The 17,706-nt window shown below is 60.3% G+C and carries 17 protein-coding genes and 1 pseudogene; 13 read left to right on the plus strand and 5 right to left on the minus strand.

What is annotated here, in order from left to right:
• Positions 1–149 precede the first annotated feature (149 nt).
• The 7 genes from napE to aroQ all read left to right on the plus strand — a co-directional run bounded on the left by napE (position 150) and on the right by aroQ (position 5,449).
• Positions 150–332, plus strand: a complete 183-nt coding sequence (gene napE, locus B7L71_RS13435) for a periplasmic nitrate reductase, NapE protein (protein WP_058577687.1) — start codon at positions 150–152, stop codon at positions 330–332.
• Between the two features lie 88 nt (positions 333–420).
• Complete coding sequence (locus B7L71_RS13440) at positions 421–936, plus strand: ferredoxin-type protein NapF (RefSeq protein ID WP_081138568.1); 516 nt, start codon at positions 421–423, stop codon at positions 934–936.
• On the plus strand, positions 929–1,216 hold the full coding sequence (locus B7L71_RS13445; protein WP_081138569.1) for a chaperone NapD: 288 nt from the start codon (positions 929–931) through the stop codon (positions 1,214–1,216). The genes B7L71_RS13440 and B7L71_RS13445 overlap by 8 nt, the downstream gene beginning before the upstream one ends.
• Positions 1,213–3,717 (plus strand): nitrate reductase catalytic subunit NapA, encoded by a 2,505-nt coding sequence (gene napA / locus B7L71_RS13450; RefSeq protein ID WP_081138571.1) that lies wholly within the window; start codon positions 1,213–1,215, stop codon positions 3,715–3,717. Before B7L71_RS13445 ends, napA begins: the two co-directional genes overlap by 4 nt.
• Before the next feature lie 20 nt (positions 3,718–3,737).
• The gene (locus tag B7L71_RS13455) at positions 3,738–4,223 is read left to right on the plus strand and encodes a nitrate reductase cytochrome c-type subunit (RefSeq protein ID WP_062359248.1); all 486 of its coding nucleotides are present in this window, start codon (positions 3,738–3,740) and stop codon (positions 4,221–4,223) included.
• Positions 4,220–4,882: a NapC/NirT family cytochrome c gene (locus B7L71_RS13460; RefSeq protein ID WP_081138572.1), complete on the plus strand. Its 663-nt coding sequence runs from the start codon at positions 4,220–4,222 to the stop codon at positions 4,880–4,882. Before B7L71_RS13455 ends, B7L71_RS13460 begins: the two co-directional genes overlap by 4 nt.
• Positions 4,883–5,002: 120 nt before the next feature.
• Positions 5,003–5,449: a type II 3-dehydroquinate dehydratase gene (gene aroQ / locus B7L71_RS13465; RefSeq protein WP_081138574.1), complete on the plus strand. Its 447-nt coding sequence runs from the start codon at positions 5,003–5,005 to the stop codon at positions 5,447–5,449.
• 171 nt (positions 5,450–5,620) lie between these two features.
• Here aroQ and B7L71_RS13470 read toward each other — a convergent pair.
• The 5 genes and pseudogenes from B7L71_RS13470 to hemC form a co-directional block, all read right to left on the minus strand.
• Positions 5,621–6,379, minus strand: a pseudogene (locus B7L71_RS13470) (IS4 family transposase); the annotation flags it as partial.
• A 119-nt stretch (positions 6,380–6,498) separates the two neighbouring features.
• On the minus strand, positions 6,499–7,761 hold the full coding sequence (locus B7L71_RS13475) for a heme biosynthesis HemY N-terminal domain-containing protein (protein ID WP_081138578.1): 1,263 nt from the start codon (positions 7,759–7,761) through the stop codon (positions 6,499–6,501).
• A complete protein-coding gene (locus tag B7L71_RS13480) occupies positions 7,758–9,140 on the minus strand; it encodes a uroporphyrinogen-III C-methyltransferase (RefSeq protein ID WP_081138580.1) in 1,383 nt (460 codons plus the stop codon). The genes B7L71_RS13475 and B7L71_RS13480 overlap by 4 nt, the downstream gene beginning before the upstream one ends.
• Positions 9,141–9,183: 43 nt before the next feature.
• Positions 9,184–9,936: a uroporphyrinogen-III synthase gene (locus tag B7L71_RS13485; protein ID WP_081138582.1), complete on the minus strand. Its 753-nt coding sequence runs from the start codon at positions 9,934–9,936 to the stop codon at positions 9,184–9,186.
• Positions 9,933–10,877: a hydroxymethylbilane synthase gene (gene hemC / locus B7L71_RS13490; RefSeq protein WP_081138584.1), complete on the minus strand. Its 945-nt coding sequence runs from the start codon at positions 10,875–10,877 to the stop codon at positions 9,933–9,935. The genes B7L71_RS13485 and hemC overlap by 4 nt, the downstream gene beginning before the upstream one ends.
• A 135-nt stretch (positions 10,878–11,012) precedes the next feature.
• Between hemC and B7L71_RS13495 the strand changes: the two genes are divergently transcribed.
• The 6 genes from B7L71_RS13495 to B7L71_RS13520 all read left to right on the plus strand — a co-directional run bounded on the left by B7L71_RS13495 (position 11,013) and on the right by B7L71_RS13520 (position 17,573).
• Positions 11,013–13,076, plus strand: coding sequence for a putative bifunctional diguanylate cyclase/phosphodiesterase (locus tag B7L71_RS13495; protein WP_081138586.1), 2,064 nt, complete (start codon positions 11,013–11,015; stop codon positions 13,074–13,076).
• 119 nt (positions 13,077–13,195) lie between these two features.
• Positions 13,196–14,599 carry an argininosuccinate lyase gene (gene argH / locus B7L71_RS13500; RefSeq protein ID WP_016915463.1) on the plus strand — a complete coding sequence of 468 codons (1,404 nt, stop codon included), beginning with the start codon at positions 13,196–13,198 and terminating at the stop codon, positions 14,597–14,599.
• Positions 14,599–14,724: an LPS translocon maturation chaperone LptM gene (gene lptM, locus B7L71_RS13505; protein WP_081138587.1), complete on the plus strand. Its 126-nt coding sequence runs from the start codon at positions 14,599–14,601 to the stop codon at positions 14,722–14,724. The genes argH and lptM overlap by 1 nt, the downstream gene beginning before the upstream one ends.
• Positions 14,724–15,995 carry a diaminopimelate decarboxylase gene (lysA, locus tag B7L71_RS13510; protein ID WP_081138593.1) on the plus strand — a complete coding sequence of 424 codons (1,272 nt, stop codon included), beginning with the start codon at positions 14,724–14,726 and terminating at the stop codon, positions 15,993–15,995. The genes lptM and lysA overlap by 1 nt, the downstream gene beginning before the upstream one ends.
• Entirely contained in the window at positions 15,995–16,828 is an 834-nt protein-coding gene (gene dapF / locus B7L71_RS13515) for a diaminopimelate epimerase (RefSeq protein ID WP_081138595.1), read from the plus strand. Before lysA ends, dapF begins: the two co-directional genes overlap by 1 nt.
• A 16-nt stretch (positions 16,829–16,844) precedes the next feature.
• Positions 16,845–17,573, plus strand: a complete 729-nt coding sequence (locus tag B7L71_RS13520) for a DUF484 family protein (RefSeq protein ID WP_081138597.1) — start codon at positions 16,845–16,847, stop codon at positions 17,571–17,573.
• Positions 17,574–17,706: the final 133 nt, after the last annotated feature.

The raw sequence follows: 17,706 nt of genomic DNA on the forward strand, positions 1-17,706 counted from the left end.
TGCAAGAAAACTTTATATTAGGAACTTAGTGGCGAACTTGGAAAAATTGATCTAGATCAAGTGACAAATCAGGCTTAGTTGCTACGCTCTAAATATAACTATTTTAATACACATCTACAGCGGTGTGTTCTTCCCCTGTGGAGTTATCTATGTCAAAAAAATCTCATCCAATAATAGAAGAGGAAGCGCCCCTCAAGCGTCAAGAACGAGGGCTTTTTCTGTTTATTGTCGTGTTGCTCTTTCCCATTTTGGCCGTAGCGGTGGTGGGGGGCTATGGCTTTTTGGTGTGGATGTATCAAATGTTTGCAGGCCCCCCTGGCCCGCCGCTATAGCAGTGTCACAAGCTTCTATCTGATCACTTTAAAGGTGTTAACCGCTGCTAAATAAAGTGGTTAACATTCTTTTAACGCAGGAATGCTCATGACGCGCACGGATAACAATAATAATCGGCGCAATCTTTTTCGCCGCTTGTCAGGGCGTGATGATGTGCGTCGGCCGCCCTGGAGCAGAGCTTCCTTTCTCGACCTGTGCACCGGCTGCAACGCCTGTATTGATGCGTGCCCGGAAGGCATTTTGAGCCGCGGTGGCGGTGGCTATCCCGAGCTTAGCTTTGCCCAAGCGGGCTGCTCACTGTGCGGTGACTGCGCAACGGTATGCGCGCCACAGGCGATAGAGCGCGGCGGTAGCGTTAGCGAAGCCTTTGCTTGGCAAGCTGAAGTTCAGCCGCACTGCTTGGCACTGGCGAGTATCCATTGCCAAAGCTGCCAGGACGCCTGCGAGTGGAACGTAATTCGCTTTCCGCTGCGCCCCGGTGGTCGGCCACCGCAACCTGAGATCCACTTAGAAAGCTGCACCGGCTGTGGTGCTTGCTACTCCGCCTGCCCTAATCAGGCGATTTCACTATTAACAAAAGAAAAAGATACCGCTTATGTCTGATCAACTGCTGCACATTATTAGCTTTATCGTTCATGTGCGGCCCGACGCGCTGACACAGACGACGGCGTGGATTACCCAAAATACCGTTGGGGAAGTAAGGGGCGAAGACGCGGCCGGAAAGCTCGTGGTCGTCGCCGAACATACTGACGAACAACAACTATTGGCTTTAATGGATCACGTACGCGAGCAGCCTGGGGTCATTGACGCCGCCTTTGTTTATCACGAAGTCGTTGATGCTCTGTCAGCGGATGAGCCGCACGTACAGGAGGGGGAGCAATGAAACTAACACGCCGAGAGTTTGTAAAGGCGAACGCCGCAGCGGTGGCCGCTGCTACGGCGGGGATGTCGATTCCCGCCGGCGCCAGCAATCTAATTACCCATGCTGATCTGAACCGCTTGCAGTGGGATAAAGCACCTTGCCGTTTTTGCGGTGTCGGCTGTAGCGTCATGGTTGGCACCTATAACGGCCAAATCGTGGCGACTCACGGTGATAACCAGTCCGAAGTGAACCGGGGGCTTAACTGTGTTAAAGGCTATTTTCTTTCCAAAATTCTCTATGGGGAGGATCGCTTAACCCAGCCGCTACTGCGTAAGCGCAACGGTCAATATGCTAAAGATGGTGACTTTGAGCCGGTCTCATGGGATGAGGCGCTCGACCTCATGGCAGAAAAATTTACCAGCGCCATTCGTGAACATGGCCCGGAGAGCATTGCGCTGTTTGGTTCCGGTCAGTGGACCATCTGGGAAGGCTACGCGGCCAGTAAGCTATTTAAAGCGGGGCTGCGCTCAAACAATATCGACCCCAACGCCCGCCACTGTATGGCCTCGGCGGTATTCGGCTTTATGCGCACCTTCGGCTCGGATGAGCCCATGGGCGTGTACGACGATATTGAACATGCAGATGCCTTTGTGCTGTGGGGCTCTAACATGGCTGAGATGCACCCGGTGCTCTGGACCCGCGTGACCGACCGGCGGCTTTCCTTCCCAGACACAAAGGTCGCCGTGCTGTCGACCTTCGAGCATCGCAGCTTTGAGTTGGCCGATATACCCATGGTCATGTCGCCTCATGCGGATATCGTGATCCTTAACTACATCGCCAACCATATTATTCAGACCGGCCGGGTAAACCAGTCATTTGTTGATAAGCATGTCAACTTTGCCCGGGGTGCTGATGACATCGGCTACGGCCTGCGCGACGAGCACCCGCTGCAACAGGCAGCGGAGAACGCCGATGATGCCAACAGCTGGACGGACATGAGCTTTGAAGCGTTCGCGGACTATGTCGCGCCCTACACCTTAGAGCGGGCAGCGCGGGAATCCGGCGTCTCTGAAAACCATCTTGAGGCGCTGGCAGAACTGTATGCCGACCCCGATAAAAAGGTGATGACCTTCTGGACCATGGGGGTTAATCAGCATACCCGCGGGGTGTGGGTTAATAACCTGATTTATAACCTCCACCTGCTGACCGGCAAAATTTCCGAGCCGGGTAACAGTCCTTTCTCGCTCACCGGGCAGCCTTCTGCCTGCGGCACGGCGCGGGAAGTGGGTACCTTCGCCCACCGCCTGCCTGCCGACCGCGTGGTCACCAACCCCGAGCATCGCCGTGATGCGGAGGAGATCTGGAAACTCCCTGAGGGCACTATCCCTTCGTGGGTGGGCTTTGATGCGGTAGCCCAAAGTCGCCGCCTCAAGGACGGTGACATTAAGGTCTACTGGACCCAGGTGACCAACAATATGCAGGCCGGGCCCAACGTTATGCAGGAGATTTTGCCTGGTTGGCGCAACCCCGAAGCCTTTGTGGTGGTCTCCGACATCTACCCCACCGTTTCAGCACAGTCGGCGGATCTGATTTTGCCTGCGGCGTCCTGGGTAGAAAAGGAGGGCGCCTTTGGTAACTCCGAGCGGCGCACTCAGTTTTTCCATCAGTTGGTCAATGCCCCCGGCGAGGCGCGCTCGGATTTATGGCAGACCGTGGCGCTCTCCCAGCGCATCCGCGTGGCAGACGTATGGCCCGAGGAGTTGTTGGCAGCCGCCCCAGAGATGCGCGACAAAACCCTGTTTGATTTACTGTTCGCCAATGGCCAGGTTGATCAGTTCCCCACCTCCGACATGGAAGAGGGCTACGCCAACGCCGAGGCAGACGATTTCGGCTTCTATATCCAAAAAGGGTTGTTTGAAGAGTACGCCCGCTTTGGCCGCGGCAAAGGCAAGGATTTGGATAACTTTGATGCGTACCACGCCAGCCGGGGCAAGCGCTGGCCGGTGGTGGATGGCAAGGAAACCCTATGGCGCTATCGAGAAGGGCTTGATCCCTATGTAGAGCCCGGTAGCGGCTGGCAGTTCTACGGTAAGCCCGACAATCGCGCGTTAATTTTCGCCGTACCGGACGAGCCACCCCCCGAGGCCCCTGACGCCGACTTCCCTTATTGGCTCTGCACCGGGCGCGTGTTGGAGCATTGGCACACCGGCTCCATGACCCGCCGCGTGCCGGAACTGCACCGGGCAGTGCCTGCCGCGCTGTTGTATATGCACCCAGAAGATGCCCGAGCCGAAGGGTTCCGGCGGGGAAGCGAGGTTAAAGTGGCCAGCCGGCGTGGCGATGTGAACCTGCGGGTAGAAACCCGAGGGCGGGTTAAACCGCCCCGCGGCTTGGTGTACGTGCCCTTTTTTGATGCCTCCTACTTGATCAATAAGGTCACGCTGGATGCAACTGATCCCATTTCCAAACAGACCGATTTCAAGAAGTGCGCGGTGCGCCTTGATCTCGTCAATCTGGCGTAAACAGACTAAGGAGAACAATCATGAAATGGCTTTTTCCTCTCTGTTTATTCATGGCTTTGCTGGGAAGCACGGTCAGTGCAGATGAAACACGCGATGCCTCGGCTCCGGATGGCTTGCGCCCTGGTGGCACCATTAGCCAGACCCAGCCCGCAGCGCCTATCGCCGGCGAGCCGCGTGATAGCGGCCGTGAAGTGCGCAATTACCCAGAGCAACCGCCGGTGATTCCGCACTCAATTCGCGATTATCAAGTCGATATGCGCGTTAACCAGTGCTTAAACTGCCATAGCCGTGAACAGGCCGTCAGCGCGGGCGCGCCGATGGTGAGCATTACCCACTTTATGGATCGCCATAAGCAGGTGTTGGCCGCCGTATCGCCGGACCGTTACTTCTGCACCCAGTGCCACGTGCCTAAAACCGATGCCGAACCGCTGGTTCCCAATCGCTTTCAGTCCGTGGAAGAGGTAATGACCGAGGCGCTACGTGAGCGCCAGGAGGGTGGGCAATGAAACGCTTTTTCACCCGCTACTGGCGTATTTTAAGCCGCCCGAGTGTTCACTACAGCCTAGGGTTTTTAACCCTAGGCGGTTTTATCGCCGGCATTATCTTCTGGGGCGGTTTTAACACGGCCATGGAAGTAACCAACACCGAGCAGTTTTGCACCTCCTGCCATGAAATGGAGCGCAACCCGATGCAGGAGCTCAAAACCACCATTCACTACACCAATCGCTCTGGGGTGCGGGCGACGTGCTCGGATTGCCACGTTCCTCATGGCTGGACGCACAAAGTAGCGCGTAAAATGGAGGCTTCTAAAGAGGTGTGGGGCTGGGTATTTGGCACGATACGCACCGAAGAGCAGTTCGAGGCAAAGCGCCGCGAGCTTGCCGAGCGTGAATGGGCGCGGCTCCAGGCCAATGACTCGCTTGAGTGCCGCAACTGCCACGAATTCGACTCGATGGATTTTACCCAGCAAAGCACGCGTGCCGCCCGTGCCCACTCCACCAACCTTGCTTCGGGTGAGTCGACCTGTATCGATTGCCACAAAGGCATCGCCCACGAGCTGCCGGATATGAGCCCCCATATAGGTGCCGCCACGTTAGGCATGTCTGATATCGTTTCCTGGGCTGCGCATTTAGAGCTAGAAAGCGGTGTCTACGCCGAGCAGTAGCGGCTTTTTACCCAGCGCCAGCACGCCTCGCTTGAACGGGCGCTGGCGCAGTGCGCGGGTTAAGTGATAGAACAGGCAGTATCGTTAATTCATACGCCAACGTGCTGGGTGGAAAAGAGAATGAGTCAGGGAAAAGTAGTGGTGCTTCATGGCCCCAACCTAAATTTGCTGGGCACTCGCCAGCCCGAAATATACGGGTACGAAACGTTAGACGACGTGAATAACATGCTGCGCGAAAAAGCGGTAATGGCAGGCTGGGAGATCAGCTGCCTGCAAAGTAACCATGAAGGTGCGCTCATCGACGCCATTCACGCAGCGAGGGTAGATGGCACGCAGGCCATCATTATCAATCCGGCGGCCTATACTCATACCTCGGTAGCGATTCTCGATGCGTTGAACGCCTTTGACGGCAAGGTCATCGAAGTTCATCTCTCTAACGTGCATAAGCGCGAGTCGTTTCGCCACCACTCCTATGTCTCGCTACGGGCAGACGGCGTGATTGCGGGCTTAGGCGTGCAGGGATATAAAGCGGCATTAGAGGCAGTGATGGCTGCCTCCCATCAATAATATAACTCCCTTGTACCGTTAGCTCTTGCCGCCCTTTTAACCTTGGCCCATTCTTCTCTCAGGGCAACTTAGCCCTTGGCGTTTCATTGGCTTGGTAAGGATAGGTGGGGTATGGTTAAATTTTTTCGGGAATTCCGCGAGTTTGCTGTTAAGGGCAACGTGATTGATATGGGATGTCGTCAGACGAACCAGTCGATCCTGACGTCCCAGCGAGTAGATCTCTTCATACTGCGCTCCCTTCCGTAACGGGATCATCCAGTGGCGCTGTTCGCCTGCTTGCTGCCACGCATGCAGCAGACCCAGCGAATAAAACCCACGGTCAAATAACGTCAGTGAGTGGTCAGGTGTACTGGCGATCAGGTCTGTCGTTAACGCCACTTCGCCCGTCGAGATGCTGTCAAACGCGGCGCCCGTGATTAGGTGGCTCGTCAGCTCCATTTGACACACCATCCGCACCTGCGGGTAGCTCGCTTCTCGGTAGGCGTTACGCGTACGTGTAAAAGCCGCTTGGTTGTCAGGCGTTCGCCATACCACTCCGTCTACGCCTAGCAGCCTGAGACCACACCAATGAGGGTGAGGGGTTTGTTCGTGCCACAGGTCCTGCGTTTGCTCGAACACACGTTTGACAGCCTCTACCCCGAGGCGTTGACGTGCTTGGACAACGGCGCTGGGTGCCACGAAAGGACGTTGGCCGGGTAAGACAATATCAAGCTGATGAACGACTTGCCCCATCGGGATGTGCCGGAACAAGGCCATGCCGACAATCGACCAGACCACCATCTCAAGCGGTAAACGGCGCTTACGCAAGGTGGCTACACCGGCGTGCGCTAGGCATTCGTCAATCAGCTCGGGGGAGAGAACATCCGCGAGGCTGGAGAAGTGTTCAGGTGAAACGCGAGTGATGGCATCAATGGCCTGACTAAAATGCATAAAAATCCGGTATCAGAGAATCACTGATACCGGAATATCGCATTGTCAGCTCATTGATGAAACTCTTAACTGACTGGCATTAGTGCTCGTGGGCACCCTTTTTGCGTTACAGAAGGCGGTTATGCCGTCTTTTTCGCCGCTTTCTTATCGCTTTGCGTGTTGTCACTGGCATCGCTGGGCTGTGGCAGTGAAGGCAGCGACTTGGCCAGCATGTCCACGCTGTGCCGGTAGTAGAGCTGGCTCTTGTTGTGCTCGCCCAGGCTGGCATACAAGCGTGCAAGCTCGGCACAGACCTCACCGTTCGGCCGCTGGCGCTGGCTGGCCTCGAAATACTCCAACGCCTTTTCCCACTGGCCAACCCGCAGCGACAGGCGGCCGCAGGCCAGCAGCAGTTCCGGGTCGTTGGGGCGCTCTTGCAGCCATTTCTGTGCCTTGGCCAGCTGGCGCGCGGCATCGACGTTCAGCAGGCCATAGCGCTTGACCAGACGCGCATCCCAATGATGGTCCAGGGAGTGATTGAGCAGCCGCTCGGCAATCGGTTCTTCGTTGGATTGCAGCAGGGCTTCGGTGTAGAGCACGATCAGCTCGGTGTTGGCCCGTAGATAGTCGGGCATGTCGGCCCATAGCCCGCGCACACGCTCGATATTGGACGGGTTCTTGGCTTCGAACAGAATCAGCTCCCGGTAGGCCTTGTACTCCAGCTGCTCGCGCTCTTGCTGGGTAATCAGCTTCTGCGCGGCCAGCCGTGGAATGAGGCGACGCAGCCCTTCCCAGTCGTTGACGCTCAAATGCACCTGCTTGAGCAGTTTCAGCACTTGAGGATGGTTGGAGAGCTGCTTGTCCAGTCGGTTGAGGATCGCCAGCGCTTCTTCGGGCTGTTGGCGGTCGATCATCAGCTGGGCCTGCATCAGGCCAATGGCGGTGTCGGCGCCGTCGGTGGTGAGTTGCGCCTGATTCAAGTGCTCCTGAGATTTCTCGTGGTAGCCCTGATAGTGGGCTGCCAGGGCGGCTGCCAGGTAGTTCACCAGCGGGGTACTGGAGTCATCGGCAGCACGCACCAAGGTCTTCTCGGCTTTTTTCCAGCGGCCTTCGGTGAGCGCCACCAGCCCATGTACGGTGCGCTTCATGGCGCGGCGGTTGCGGGCGCGGCTATTCCAGGTGCGAAAGCGCCCCACGGGACGAATGATACCGGTCAGCAGGCGCAGCATGAAGTGCAGCACGATGAAGGCCGCCAGCAGCAGTACCAGACCGAACCAGAACGACGTCTGGACCGAGGTGTCGCCCACTCGAATCAGCCAGTAGCCGGGCACTGACATCATCAGGTGCCCGAGCAGTGCGCCAACCGCCAGGCCTGCAATGATCAGCAGGATAAGTTTTCTCATGCATCACCTCCGCCCTGGCGGCGCGACTCGAAGCGGTTTTCGATGAAGCTGGCCAGTGCCTGCTGGGAAGCACTGATGTCCGGCAGCTCGGGCTTGACCTGAACCTGCTTGAGCTCCTGCAGACGCGCGATGACGCTCTGGGTTTCTTCGCGCTCGGTGGCGTAGTAGCCATTCAGCAGTTCCAGCGCCTTGTCGAGGCTGGCTTCATACAGTTCCTGCTCTTCTTGCAGCAGGGCCAGCTGCGACTGCTCCAGCACCAGACGCAGGCTTTGACGCAGATAGGACTCTTGTTCCGGTGTGATCAGCGTTTCGAGGGCTTCATCGTGATGACGAATGACCACGAGGTCTTTCAGCTCTTCACCGAAACGAGCCAGCTGGCGCTGGAAAGTGCCGGTCGGCGGCTGCTCGATTCCTGATGTTACGGCGCGCTCTTCGATCTCTTGGGAGAGCCGCAGGCCTGCAATGCGCTCCTGCTGCGCGTTGAGCGCCAGGTAGATACCGGTACGGTCGACACGGGGCACGGCATCCAGAGCGGCCAGCTCGCTGGCGATTTCTCGGCGCACCGAGGTGAGTGCCGGGTTGTCGGCATCGACCAGGCGAGCGTCGGCAGTGCGCAGCAGGGCCGCGGCACCATCCACATCGCCTTCGAGCTGCAGACGCTGGTTCGCCAGACGCAGCAGGTAGGCGGCTTCGGCGTGTAGCCAGTCGCGTTCGTCGGTTTCCTGCTCTTGTGACAGTTGGGCCAGCACCTCATCCAAAGTGCTGTTGACGTCGCTGCGGTAGCTGTCCAGCTCGCTGCGCAGTTCGCTCATGGTGCTTTCCAGCGCCTGACTGCGCTCGGCCTCACCGGACTCTAAACGTGCTTCCAGGTCGCTGACCGAGGCTTGTGTGGCGCTGTTCTGGGTCTGTTGGGCCAGCTCGTCGATGCGCTGCTGCTGGCTATCCAGGCGCTGCCAGCCTTGCCAGGCAACGATACCCAGGGCGAGTGCCAGGATAACCACCAGCGCAATGGCAATGCCGCCACTCTTGCCGTTTCCGCCACCGTTGTTGGAGGGTGGTGGCGTGGGCTTCGCGCCGCCGCCTGCTGGAGCAGGCCTGCTGTGCTTTGCAGGCTTTTCATCTGCCGGTTTGGCGGTGGGTTTGGTATCTGTGACGCTCTCTTTCGGGGTGTCGGCCGCTGCGGTTGCCGCAGGGGTCGCTGCCGTATTGCTGGTGTTTTTATGCCGCCGCCGTGAACGGCTGTTCTTGGCGGCATAAGACGAAGAGCCGTGGGTGCCCGAGTCTCGGGGCGCGGTGGCGTCACCAGCAGGGGTGCTGCCCTTGGATGCATCGGTAGACGCCTGGTTGACGCCTTCCTGATCAGTTGGTTGTTTGCTCATCTGTCGCTAGCCCTTATTAAGTTCCTTGATCGACATCGGCACCCTAGGGGTTGCAGGACTGATCCAACGCGGCCACTAGCGCAGCCGGCGTTGCTCCCGACGCCACCTTGAGGTCACAAAAACCCAGTCTACCGGCCAGTGTAGCTAAACGGCGACTGGAAACGATTAGCGGTTGGTTCAACGCAGCTGGACCGCACCATTTTGCCAGATATTCAAGTAGTTCGCCGCTGGTGACGATTAACGCTCGGTAATGGCCGTTTGCCAGACACTGCTGCATGGCCGCCGAGGGCGGCTGGTATACGCGCCGATAAACGGCCAGCCGAGTGACGCAGGCGCCCCGCTCGGTCAGCGTGTCCGCGAGCAGGGTGCGTCCGCCTTCTCCAGCGACCAGCAGCACCCGCTGATGGTCCAGGCGGGCCAGCGAGGCCAACGACAGGAGTGCTTCGCTGGTGTCTTCCCCCCACTGGGGCGGGGGAACACGCACTCGTACGCCAAGCTGGTCATGCAGTGCACTGGCAGTACTGCGGCCCACGCTGTAATAATCGATGCCGATTGGCAACTGCGGCCAGTAGCGATCCAGCGCTTCACTCAAACAGTAAGCGGCAAAGGGACTGACGACTACTATCTTATGGTACTGATCGATATCCAGCCAGATTTGACGCTGCGTCGCATCTTCCGCCAGTGCTTCCAGGCGCATGACGTCCAGAGGTGCAACCTCCCACCCCTGCTTGCCTAGCGCGTAGGTCAAGGCGTCGCCGCGTTCACCGGGGCGACAAATCAGCACCGGTAGCGTCATACGTTGCTGCCGTAGACCTCGGCCAGGATGTCACCAGCCCCCTGATCCAGCAGCTCTTCGGCGATGCGAATGCCCAGTGCTTCCGGTTCGTGAATGGAGCCTCGGCCTTCGGCACGCAGTACCTCGGTGCCTTCCGGGTTGCCTACCAGGCCGCGCAGCCAGAGCGTGTCATTGGACTTGTCCAGTACGGCGTGGCCTGCGATGGGCACCTGGCAGCCGCCTTCCAGGCGGGTATTCATGGCGCGCTCGGCGCGCACGCGGGTGGCGGTGTCCGGGTCATCCAGCGGGGCCAGCAGTGCAATCAGGTCGGGATCGTGCAGGCGGCATTCGATGCCCAGCGCCCCTTGGCCGCAGGCTGGCAAGCATACTTCCGGTGGAAGCGCCTGGGCGATCCGGGCGTCCAGCCCCAGGCGCTGCAGGCCTGAGGTTGCCAGGATGATGGCTTCGAACTCGCCGTCGTCCAGCTTGGCCAGACGAGTTTGTACGTTGCCGCGCAGGTTGAGAATCTGCAGGTCTGGGCGCGCTTCACGAAGCTGCAGGCCCCGGCGCAGGCTGGCGGTACCAATGCGAGCGCCTTCCGGCAGTTCCTCGACGCTGGCGTAGTGGTTCGAGACAAACGCATCGGTTGGGTCGGCGCCTTCCAGAATAACCGACAGCCCCAGCCCTTCAGGGAAGTACATCGGCACGTCCTTCATGGAGTGCACGGCGATATCGGCGCGGCCATCCAGCATGGCGTCTTCGAGCTCCTTGACGAATAATCCTTTACCGCCGATTTTGGAAAGCGGCGTGTCGAGGATCTTGTCGCCTTTGGTGGACAGCGGAACAAGCTCGACCTCCAGACCATCGTGGGCCGCCATCAGACGGTCGCGAACATACTCGGCTTGCCACATGGCCAACTGGCTTTTTCGCGTGGCGATGCGCAATTTCGTGATGGGTAACACGTTAAACTCCCTTTGCCGCTGACACGGCGCGTCGAACTGTGATAATTCTCATCATAAAGCACCCGGCCACATAGTAAAAATAACCGGTACATTCAAGACTCGCACGAGATGCGCCCAACCCTGCCTGGAATGCCCATGTCCGTTGATGAACCGCAAGGCAAGTTAGACCAGTTCTTCCTGCTTTCCCAAGACTTGTTCTGCTGCATCGACTTTGCGGGCAAGCTGCTCAGCGTCAACCCACGCTTCGAGACCTTGCTGGGCTATGAGGCGGCGTCGTTACTGGGCAAGCCCTGCGGCGTCGTGGTGGAGCCCCGAGACCACCCGGCCATCGAGGAGGCCCTGGCGCGGCTGTGTCGTGGCGACAAGCTCGACGCCTTTTCGGTGTGTGCACTGACCGCCGATGGGCGCCGGGTGTGGATCGAAGTCACCGCCTCTACCGGCGATCGGGTGATCTACGTCATTGCTCGGGATATTACCCAGCGCAAGGCTACCGAACGCCAGTTGACCCTGCTGGAGCGCAGCGTGGAGTCCAGCACCAACGGTGTGGTGATCGTCGATGCGCAGCAGCCGGACCTGCCGATGGTCTACGTGAATAGCGCTTTCGAACGTATCACCGGGTACTCTCGTGACGCGGCGCTGGGGCGCAACGGTCGCTTCCTGCAGGGCGAAGAGACGGATTCGGCAACGCTGGCACTGTTACGCAAGGGCATCCAGGAGCAGCGGGACGTGCACGTGGTGATCCGCAACTATCGCCGCAACGGCGCGCCATTCTGGAACGATCTGTACATTTCCCCCGTGCGTGACGACGACGGCGTGGTGACCCATTTCATCGGCGCTCAAAACGACATTACCGCCCAGCGCGAGTATCAGGCCCAGCTGAGTCATAACGCCAACCATGATGCGTTGACAGGGCTGCCCAACCGGCTGCTGCTGGATCAGCGGCTGGCCCAGGGGTGCCTGCTGGCCAAGCGTTATCACCGTTATTTGGCCGTACTGTTTATCGACCTCGATGATTTCAAGCCCATCAACGACACTCTGGGTCACGAAGTGGGCGACTTCATGCTGTTGGAAGTGGCCAAGCGGCTGGAGGGAGAGCTGCGGCCCTGGGATACCGTGGCGCGCTTTGGCGGCGACGAATTCAACGTGCTGTTGCCGGACCTCGCCCATGAGCACGATGTGTTGCAGGTGGTCGAGCGGCTTCTTGCCCGGGTGTCGGCACCTTATTGGTATCGCGGCAGCGAGCTGCGCATGACCGCCAGCATTGGCATTGCCACCGACGACGGCACCATCAAGGAGCCGCGCCAGCTCATTCAGCAAGCCGACCTCGCCATGTACAAGGCGAAGCGGCGGGGGCGCAACACCTTCCAGTGGTACACCGACGAACTGAACCGCAAGGTGACCGAGCGCGTCAATCTGCGTCATGCACTGCAGCAAGCCATCGAGCAGCGCCAGTTCGAGCTCCACTACCAGCCGCAAATCGATCACCGTGGGCGAGTGGCTGGGGTCGAGGCGTTGATTCGCTGGCATCACCCGGTGCGGGGCAATATCCCGCCTACCCAGTTCATCAGCCTGGCCGAGGATACCGGGCAGATCATCCCGATCAGCGAGTGGGTGCTGGCCACTGCGTGCCGTGATGCGCTTGAGCTAAACGCACTGAGCGACACTCCCATTACCGTGGCCATCAACGTCTCGCCGATGCAGTTTCAGCGCCCGGGGTTTCTCAATTCGCTAGAGCAGGTGCTGGCCGACAGTGGCTTGCCGCCGGGGTTGCTGGAGGTGGAACTGACCGAAGGGGTGTTGATGGATAGCGCCGAAACCACCATCCAGGCATTGAGCGCCATTCGGCGGCTGGGCGTACACATTGCGCTGGATGACTTTGGTACCGGGTTCTCCAGCCTCAGTTACCTCAAGCGCTTGCCGATCAACAAGCTGAAGGTGGATCACTCCTTCATACGTGATGTGGCCAACGATACCCGCGACGCCGCTATCGTCGAGGGGGTGGTGACCATGGCCGACAAGCTCGGCCTTGAAGTGCTGGTCGAGGGGGTGGAAACGGCCGAACAGTTTGCCTACCTCCGCCAGCTCCAGTGCGACCATTTTCAGGGCTACTACTTCGCCCGCCCGATGAGCCTGGTGGCGCTGAAAGACTTCTTGCGTACGCCGCTTGGCTTCCTGGGCGCCCTTGCTGAACGGCCGTGAAGGTGAGGGCTGCCGAGCACACTGAGCAGAGTGATAAAACGGCATGCCGCTCGGCGGGGTGACTCTGGTACACTTTCCGGTAACGACTCCTTTAGTTTTGTCAGCAGGATATATCACCGATGAGCCAAGCTACGAATCAGTCCTGGGGCGGCCGCTTCAGCGAGCCTACCGATGCCTTTGTCGCACGCTTCACTGCGTCTGTGAATTTCGACCAGCGCTTGGCGCGCCAGGATATTCAGGGCTCGATTGCCCACGCCACCATGCTGGCGCGGGTGGGCGTGCTCACCGAGGACGAGCGTGACGCCATCATCAATGGCCTGACCGAGATTCAGGGCGAGATCGAGCGCGGCGAGTTCCAGTGGTCGGTGCCGTTGGAAGACGTGCACATGAACATCGAAGCGCGGCTGACCGACAAGATCGGCATCACTGGCAAGAAGCTGCACACTGGCCGTTCGCGCAACGACCAGGTGGCCACCGATATTCGCCTGTTCATGCGTGATGAAATCGATGTGATCGAGGCCGAACTGACAAGGCTGCGCGATGGCATGATCACGCTGGCCGAGCGGGAAGCCGATACCATCATGCCTGGCTTTACCCACCTGCAGACGGCACAGCCGGTCACTTTCGGCCACCACCTGCTGGCCTGGCAGGAAATGCTGGCCCGCGATCACGAGCGCCTGCTGGATTGCCGCAAGCGGGTCAACGTGATGCCGCTGGGTTCGGCAGCGTTGGCGGGCACCACCTACCCCATCGACCGCCACGTGACCGCCGAGCTGCTGGGCTTCGAGCGCCCATCGGAAAACTCACTGGATGCCGTGTCGGATCGCGACTTTGCCATCGAATTCACCAGCTTCGCCAGTATCCTGCTGATGCACCTCTCGCGCATGAGCGAAGAGCTGGTGCTGTGGACCAGCGCGCAGTTCAATTTCATCGACCTGCCTGACCGCTTCTGCACCGGCTCCTCGATCATGCCGCAGAAGAAAAACCCCGACGTACCCGAGCTGGTGCGTGGCAAGACAGGCCGCGTGTATGGCCACCTGATGGCGCTGTTGACGCTGATGAAGTCCCAGCCACTGGCCTACAACAAGGATAACCAGGAAGACAAGGAGCCGCTGTTCGATGCCGTCGATACCGTGCGCGACTGCCTGAAAGCCTTTGCCGACATGGTGCCCGCCATCGAGCCGAAGAAAGACAGCATGTACGAGGCTGCGCGGCGTGGATTCTCGACTGCCACCGACCTGGCCGACTATCTGGTGCGCAAGGGCGTGGCTTTCCGTGATGCTCACGAAATCGTCGGCCTCTCCGTGGCCTACGGCCTGAAGAGCAAGAAAGACCTCTCGGAAATGACGCTGGAAGAGCTGCAGCAGTTCTCCGCGATCATCGAGCAGGACGTTTTCGAGGTGCTGACACTGGAGGGCTCGGTGGCGGCGCGTAATCACATTGGCGGCACGGCACCGGACCAGGTGCGTGCCGCCGCCAGCCGTGCCCGTGACGCGCTGAAAGCGCTTCAGGGTGCCTCATGATGCGCGCTGCCAGTGCCTTCGGCGCGCTGCTGCTGGTGGCGCTGCTGCTGGTGGGCTGCGGCCAGAAAGGGCCGCTCTACTTGCCTGACGACACATCCGATTCGGCCGCCGAGCAGGAGGGGTAATGGATCACTTTAACTATCGCGATGGCGTGCTCTATGCCGAAGACGTGCCGCTGACGACGCTGGCCGCCGAGCTGGGCACGCCCTGTTACGTCTACTCCAAAGCCACTCTGGAGCGCCACTTCCGGGCCTACACCGAAGCGCTGGGCGGCCATCCGCACCTGATCTGCTATGCGGTGAAAGCCAATTCCAACCTGGCGGTACTGGGCCTGCTGGCACGTCTGGGGGCCGGGTTCGATATCGTCTCGGTGGGTGAGCTGGAGCGGGTGCTCAAGGCGGGAGGCGACCCCGCCAGGGTGGTGTTCTCCGGCGTGGCCAAGCAGCCCCATGAAATGGCTCGGGCCCTTGAAGTCGGGATCAAGTGCTTCAACGTCGAGTCGCGCCCGGAGCTGGAGCGCCTGAACGCCGTGGCGGGTGAGCTGGGGAAAATCGCCCCGGTCTCGCTGCGCGTCAATCCGGATGTCGATGCGGGTACCCACCCGTACATCTCTACCGGCTTGAAGGACAACAAGTTCGGCATTCCCGTCGATGATGCGCTGGACGTGTATCAACTGGCTGCCAGCCTGCCCCATTTGCGCGTGACCGGTCTGGATTGCCACATCGGCTCACAGCTGACCGAAACCGCCCCGTTCCTGGATGCCCTGGAGCGCCTGCTGCTGCTGATGGAGCGCCTGCGCGAGCAGGGTATCGAGATCGACCAACTGGACCTGGGAGGTGGTCTGGGCGTGCCTTACCGCGACGAGAAGCCGCCCCAGCCCTTCGACTACGCCAGCCAGCTGCTGGCGCGCCTCTCCCGCTGGGAAGGCGGCGAGACCCTGACGCTGCTGTTCGAGCCGGGCCGCTCCATTGCGGCCAACGCGGGCCTGATGCTCACCCGGGTGGAGTTCCTGAAGCCTGGTGAAACCAAGAACTTTGCCATCGTCGATGCGGCCATGAACGACCTGATTCGCCCGGCGCTGTATCAGGCGTGGCAGGCCATCGTGCCGGTGGATACCCGCACGCCCCGTGAGCCGGCCACCTACGACGTGGTCGGCCCGGTGTGTGAAACCGGCGACTTCCTGGGCAAGGAGCGGGAACTGGCGATTGCCGAAGGCGACCTGCTGGCGGTGCGCTCTGCGGGCGCTTACGGTTTCGTGATGGCCTCGAACTACAACAGCCGCCCACGCCCGCCGGAAGTGATGGTGGACGGTGACCGCTACCACGTGGTGCGTGCGCGGGAAAGTCTGGAGAGCCTGTGGGCGGGCGAAGCGCTGCTGCCGGAAGGGGCGCGCTGATGCTGCTGCACTTCACCAAGATGCACGGGCTGGGCAACGACTTCATGGTGATCGATCTGGTCACCCAGCGTGCCCGCCTGCGCGACGAGCAGATCCGCCAGTTGGCGGATCGGCGCTTTGGTATCGGTTTTGATCAACTGCTGATCGTCGAACCCCCGCGCGACCCGGACATGGACTTTCGTTATCGTATCTACAACGCCGACGGTAGCGAGGTGGAAAACTGCGGTAACGGAGCGCGCTGCTTTGCCCGCTTCGTGCGTGACCAGCGCCTGACCCACAAGCACGAAATTCGCGTGGAGACCGCTGGCGGCCCGCTGGTACTCAACGTCCAGCACGATGGCATGGTGCGGGTGGACATGGGCGCGCCGCGCTTCAATCCGGCCACGCTGCCCTTCGAAGCCACCGGCGACCAGCCTCTTCACGAGGTGGAGGTAGACGGTGAAACGCTCTCCCTTGGAGTGGTTTCCATGGGCAACCCCCATGCCGTGCTCCAGGTCGAGGATGTCGAGCGTGCGCCCGTCGAACGGCTGGGTCCGCTGCTGGAGTCGCATCCTCGCTTTCCCAAGCGCGTCAACGTGGGCTTCATGCAGGTCGTGTCGCCCAACGAGATTCGCCTGCGGGTCTTCGAGCGAGGCAGCGGTGAAACGCTGGCCTGCGGGACCGGGGCCTGTGCGGCGGTGGCCAGTGGCATTCGTCAGGGGCTGCTGAAAAGCCCGGTCAAGGTCTCCCTGCCGGGTGGCCAGCTGAGTATCGAGTGGCCTGGCCCAGAAGCCTCGCTGGTCATGGTGGGGCCCGCTACCCGAGTGTTCGACGGTCGGGTATCACTCAACTGATTCGAGGAGAACGGCGATGTCTCAAGCCCCTGAGCCGCGTAAAACGCTGGACCCGGACCAGGTCGCGTTCTGGTTGGCCCGCCATCCCGATTTTTTCATCGGTCGTGAGGGGCTGCTGCAACAGCTGAAAGTCCCGCATCCGCATATCGAGGGAGCGGTGTCGCTGCTCGAACGGCTGGTCATCGACCTGCGCCAGCGGGCCGAAACGGCGGAGGGCCGCCTGGAGCACCTGCTGGAAACCGCCCGCCATAACGAGGCCCAGTACCGCCGCCTGCGCGAAACGCTGCTCAGCCTGGTAGAAGCAGAAGACCGCGATGCCTTGGCGCAAGCGCTGGCGACCCAATTGAGCGAGCGTTTCCAGACGCCCGCCATGGCGCTGTGGTGCCCGGCCTCCTTGAGTGACGCAGAGCCCGCGCCGCCGCAAGCGCCCCGGCATGTGCTGGACCAGCACGCCGGTGCTCGCCTGGCGGCGTTGCTGGATGGTCGCACCAGCCGCTGCGCCAAGCTCAGCGTCAGCGACTGGAAGTGCCTGCTGCCCCATGCCAAGCCCCCGCGCAAGGCGGGCTCTTGTGCGATTACGCGGCTCTCCGCAGGCGAATCCCTGGGCTATCTGCTGCTCGCCAGCCCCGACCCCGAGTGCTACCGCGCCAGCATGGATACGCTGTTTACCGAGTATCTGGGGGATATCGTTGCTCGGCTGTTGCTGCGCCTGGGGCCGCTGGGTTCGGTATCCCATGGAGAGTGACTCTCCGCTGGCGCAGGCGATAGAGGGCTATCTGGCCCATCTGGCCAGCCATGCCAGCCCGGCGACGGTGGCTGCGTATCGGCAGGATCTGAACGCGTTCTGCCAGTTTGCCCTGCAGCGCGGCGTCACTCAG

The sequence above is a fragment of the Halomonas sp. BC2 genome (genome assembly GCF_002078115.1).
GTDB lineage: Bacteria > Pseudomonadota > Gammaproteobacteria > Pseudomonadales > Halomonadaceae > Vreelandella > Vreelandella stevensii.

Coding starts and splice junctions, on each gene's coding strand:
- B7L71_RS13475 (WP_081138578.1), bottom strand. CDS start 7,761: ATGAGAAAACTTATCCTGCTGATCATTGCAGGCCTGGCGGTTGGCGCA.
- B7L71_RS13455 (WP_062359248.1), top strand. CDS start 3,738: ATGAAATGGCTTTTTCCTCTCTGTTTATTCATGGCTTTGCTGGGAAGC.
- B7L71_RS13460 (WP_081138572.1), top strand. CDS start 4,220: ATGAAACGCTTTTTCACCCGCTACTGGCGTATTTTAAGCCGCCCGAGT.
- B7L71_RS13520 (WP_081138597.1), top strand. CDS start 16,845: ATGTCTCAAGCCCCTGAGCCGCGTAAAACGCTGGACCCGGACCAGGTC.
- B7L71_RS13485 (WP_081138582.1), bottom strand. CDS start 9,936: ATGACGCTACCGGTGCTGATTTGTCGCCCCGGTGAACGCGGCGACGCC.
- napA (WP_081138571.1), top strand. CDS start 1,213: ATGAAACTAACACGCCGAGAGTTTGTAAAGGCGAACGCCGCAGCGGTG.
- dapF (WP_081138595.1), top strand. CDS start 15,995: ATGCTGCTGCACTTCACCAAGATGCACGGGCTGGGCAACGACTTCATG.
- napE (WP_058577687.1), top strand. CDS start 150: ATGTCAAAAAAATCTCATCCAATAATAGAAGAGGAAGCGCCCCTCAAG.
- B7L71_RS13495 (WP_081138586.1), top strand. CDS start 11,013: ATGTCCGTTGATGAACCGCAAGGCAAGTTAGACCAGTTCTTCCTGCTT.
- argH (WP_016915463.1), top strand. CDS start 13,196: ATGAGCCAAGCTACGAATCAGTCCTGGGGCGGCCGCTTCAGCGAGCCT.
- lptM (WP_081138587.1), top strand. CDS start 14,599: ATGCGCGCTGCCAGTGCCTTCGGCGCGCTGCTGCTGGTGGCGCTGCTG.
- lysA (WP_081138593.1), top strand. CDS start 14,724: ATGGATCACTTTAACTATCGCGATGGCGTGCTCTATGCCGAAGACGTG.
- B7L71_RS13445 (WP_081138569.1), top strand. CDS start 929: ATGTCTGATCAACTGCTGCACATTATTAGCTTTATCGTTCATGTGCGG.
- B7L71_RS13480 (WP_081138580.1), bottom strand. CDS start 9,140: ATGAGCAAACAACCAACTGATCAGGAAGGCGTCAACCAGGCGTCTACC.
- B7L71_RS13440 (WP_081138568.1), top strand. CDS start 421: ATGACGCGCACGGATAACAATAATAATCGGCGCAATCTTTTTCGCCGC.
- aroQ (WP_081138574.1), top strand. CDS start 5,003: ATGAGTCAGGGAAAAGTAGTGGTGCTTCATGGCCCCAACCTAAATTTG.